Below are 3,212 nucleotides of genomic sequence, written 5' to 3'. Positions count from 1 at the left end.
GGATCTGATTGATGTCGACCATTATTCTGCACCCCCTTCAAAGCCTTCGCGCGGACGGCGCGGACCACGATCGGCACCGGCGTCGCCGAACGAGCGCGGCGGACGATCGCCACGGTCGCCGCGATCACGATCGCCGAACGAACGCGGACCACGATCGCCACGGTCACGGTCGCCGAAGCCGCCGCGTTCCGAGCGCTCTTCGCGCTTCTGCATCATGGCCGACGGGCCTTCCTCATGCGCCTCGACCTTGATGGTCAGGAAACGCAGCACGTCCTCGGACAGGCCCATCTGGCGCTCCATCTCGTTGAGCGCGGCCGCCGGGCAATTCAGGTCCATCAGCGTGTAGTAAGCCTTCCGGTTCTTGTTGACCCGGTAGGTGAGGGACTTCAGTCCCCAGTTCTCGACCCGGCCGACGGACCCGCCATTAGCGGAGATGACACCCTTGTACTGTTCGACAAGCGCATCGACCTGCTGCTGCGAGAGGTCCTGCCGGGCAAGAAACACATGTTCGTAAAGAGCCATTATGTCCTATGCCTTTCTTCGTTTCTCTCCCGGTTCCCGGCGGCAAAAGCCTCTGCAACTTCTCTGACCCGCAAACCCTCGAAGGGGCAGGGGGAAGAAAGGAGCATGACGAGACGGTCGAGAGCGGAGACACGGGAGGCGGAAGCACTTCCGGCTTCACACGAAGGTTCTGAAAAACCTCCGGCCCTCCGTTCAGCCCCCAGCAAGGACCGGCAGATTGCGGGCGTCTATACAGCAATCCGGCCGCAAAGCAAGCGCAAGCGGCATTCCCGTGTGTCATAGCCGATGATCGGGGAGCAGCAACGGTCGGAGTTGTGGTTTCCGGCAACCACGTCTTAACCACACCAGCAGGTTGTGTGGAGTTGAAGCCTGGCCATCAACGGTCGATTCATCATCGAAGGCGCAAAAGCCCGGACAACCGCGCAAAAGCGGCAAGCATTTCCGGGGGTAAGGATGCTTTTCAACAAATTCTGGCGCTCGAAGAGCGGCAATTTCACGCTTGTGCTGGGACTGGGTTTGCCGGTCATCCTGACGGCAGTCGCTTTCGCAACCGATATCTCGACCCTTATGCGAGCCAAGAGCAATCTGCAGAACGCTCTTGATTCGGCAAATCTTGCTTCTTCGCACCTTGGCGATCTCGACATCACCCGCAATGACGCTTTCAACCGCTATTTCCAGGCCAACATCGTCGGTCATGGCGAACTCGGCAATGCGCAGGCGACGCTGACTGTCGATAAGGGCGTCAACTTCGTCAAGACAAAGGCGATTGCCTCGGCGGACGTCAATCTCAACTTCGCCTTCCTGTTCGGCGACAGCAAGCACATCGTGGTCGATGCCTCGGCGGTCGAATCGAACAACCAGCTCGAAGTCGTGCTGGTACTGGACAACACCGGCTCGATGGCCGGCGCGCGCATGACGGCACTGAGGACGGCGACAAAATCGTTGCTCGACACGCTCGAAGCGGCGAAATCGCCGACGCGCAAGATCCGCGCCTCGCTGGTTCCTTTCGTAACCGCCGTCAACGTCAATGGCGACGGCTTCGACCCGTCCTGGATCGACATGGACGGCAAGTCCTCAACCAACGGCGTCAATTTTCCCGTCATCGACGGCAAGCGGCCGAACCACATGGCGCTTTTCAAACAGCTCAAGAAGACCGGATGGACCGATGCCGGATGGAATGGCACCGGATGGAAGGGTTGTGTCGAGGCGCGGCCAGGCGCTTACAATATCTCCGACACGCCACCCGACACGGCCAAGCCCGACACGCTGTTCGTGCCGTACTTTGCGCCGGATGATCCCGAAGACGCCCAAAAGCCGTCTGGCTCCTATGGCAATTCGGATAAATACTACAACAACTCCTATCTCAACGATGTCAGCGACAAAACCAGGCTTGCCCAGTCGGGCATCAACATCCTGGGCATCGATCTCAGCAACCTGCTCGGCAATCTCATCGAACTTCTGTCGCCCGATGACAGGGCTGCCAGGGAAAAGATTGCCAAATATGTTGCGCCCGCCAAGGAACTCATAACCGAGATCGGCTCTCCCATCACTATCGGTCCGAACCGTGCGTGTCCGACCCCGGTGGTCCCCCTGACCGACGATTTCGACAAGCTGCGCAAGGCTGCCAGTCAGATGACCGAGTGGAACGGTTCGGGCACCAACGTCTCCGAGGGCCTGTCATGGGGTATGCGGGTGCTGTCGCCCGCCGCGCCCTACACCGATGGGGCGCCGTGGAAGACGCCCGGCATCAGCAAGATCGTGCTGTTGCTCACCGACGGCGAGAACGTCGTCTATGGCGCCAGCCAACAGCCGACGAAATCTGACTACACATCATATGGTTATCTGGCCGGCGGCCGTTTCGGATCAGATAACCAGACGACCGCTGCGCGCAATGTCGACGGCTGGACCAAAAACGTCTGCACGCAATTGAAGAACGAGGGCGTGCAAATCTACACCATGGTGCTGCAATCCGACACCGCAGCCAACCGCGCGCTTTACAGCGCCTGCGCTTCTGATCCGAGCGGCTATTATGCAGTCAACGATCCGACCAAATTGCCGGACGTTTTCCAGCAGATCGCCAACAAGTTCTCGAAGCTGCAATTGACGAACTGAACGCGCGATCCGACACAGACGAGCCTGAGGGATCGTTGGGCTCAACTCGTATGGGCGACAACCTTGTCCTTGTCGACCGTTTCGGGGAAGAAGTCAGGCGCTGCCTGACGCTTGCCGAACATCATATCGTACTGCAGCAGGCGGAAATCGCGGATCGCCGGATCGATCTCCTTCTGCCGCGCCCAATCGGGCGTGGCTTCGCCAGCCGGCGTCAGCAGAAGATTGCGGTCGACGACACGGTAGCGTTCGCTCATCTCGCCCAGGAAGCCGGTGTAGTAGGGATGGCTGATTCCGGCCGTTTTCAGGATATGATAGGGCAGGAAGGCTGGGCTGACGGCACCCATCTGCTCAGCCGGCCCGGTGCGGTTCGACCAGATGACCAGCGGCGTCTCGTGATGCTCGAGAGCAGCCTCGGGCGACGCTTCCTTGCGCGGCGCGACATTGTCCTTGAGGAAGCCGGTTTCGACATAGACCGGCCCCAGCGGCGGCAGATGGTCGCCGAAGAAGGCGATTACGGTGGGGCGGGAGCGTTTCTTGGCCCATTCGACGAGGCGTTCGAGGCCGCGATCGGCATCGGC

General features: G+C 60.1%; 3 protein-coding genes. 1 reads left to right on the top strand and 2 read right to left on the bottom strand.

What is annotated here, in order from left to right; all coding sequences use genetic code 11:
• Positions 1-21: 21 nt before the first annotated feature.
• Positions 22-522 carry a 30S ribosomal protein S6 gene (gene rpsF, locus EN893_RS25765; protein WP_013532520.1) on the bottom strand — a complete coding sequence of 167 codons (501 nt, stop codon included), beginning with the start codon at positions 520-522 and terminating at the stop codon, positions 22-24.
• A gap of 453 nt (positions 523-975) precedes the next feature.
• Between rpsF and EN893_RS25760 the strand changes: the two genes are divergently transcribed.
• A complete protein-coding gene (locus EN893_RS25760; RefSeq protein WP_127269336.1) occupies positions 976-2,634 on the top strand; it encodes a pilus assembly protein in 1,659 nt (552 codons plus the stop codon).
• 41 nt (positions 2,635-2,675) lie between these two features.
• Here EN893_RS25760 and EN893_RS25755 read toward each other — a convergent pair.
• Positions 2,676-3,212, bottom strand: a 537-nt coding sequence (locus EN893_RS25755) for a sulfatase-like hydrolase/transferase (RefSeq protein WP_164901101.1), incomplete at its 5' end; no start/stop codon positions are given.

The sequence above is a fragment of the Mesorhizobium sp. M7A.F.Ca.CA.004.04.2.1 genome (assembly GCF_004022825.1).
In the GTDB taxonomy this organism is placed as follows: Bacteria; Pseudomonadota; Alphaproteobacteria; order Rhizobiales; family Rhizobiaceae; genus Mesorhizobium.
This window is presented reverse-complemented; position numbering and strand designations above follow the sequence as displayed.

Coding starts and splice junctions, on each gene's coding strand:
- rpsF (WP_013532520.1), bottom strand. CDS start 522: ATGGCTCTTTACGAACATGTGTTTCTTGCCCGGCAGGACCTCTCGCAG.
- EN893_RS25760 (WP_127269336.1), top strand. CDS start 976: ATGCTTTTCAACAAATTCTGGCGCTCGAAGAGCGGCAATTTCACGCTT.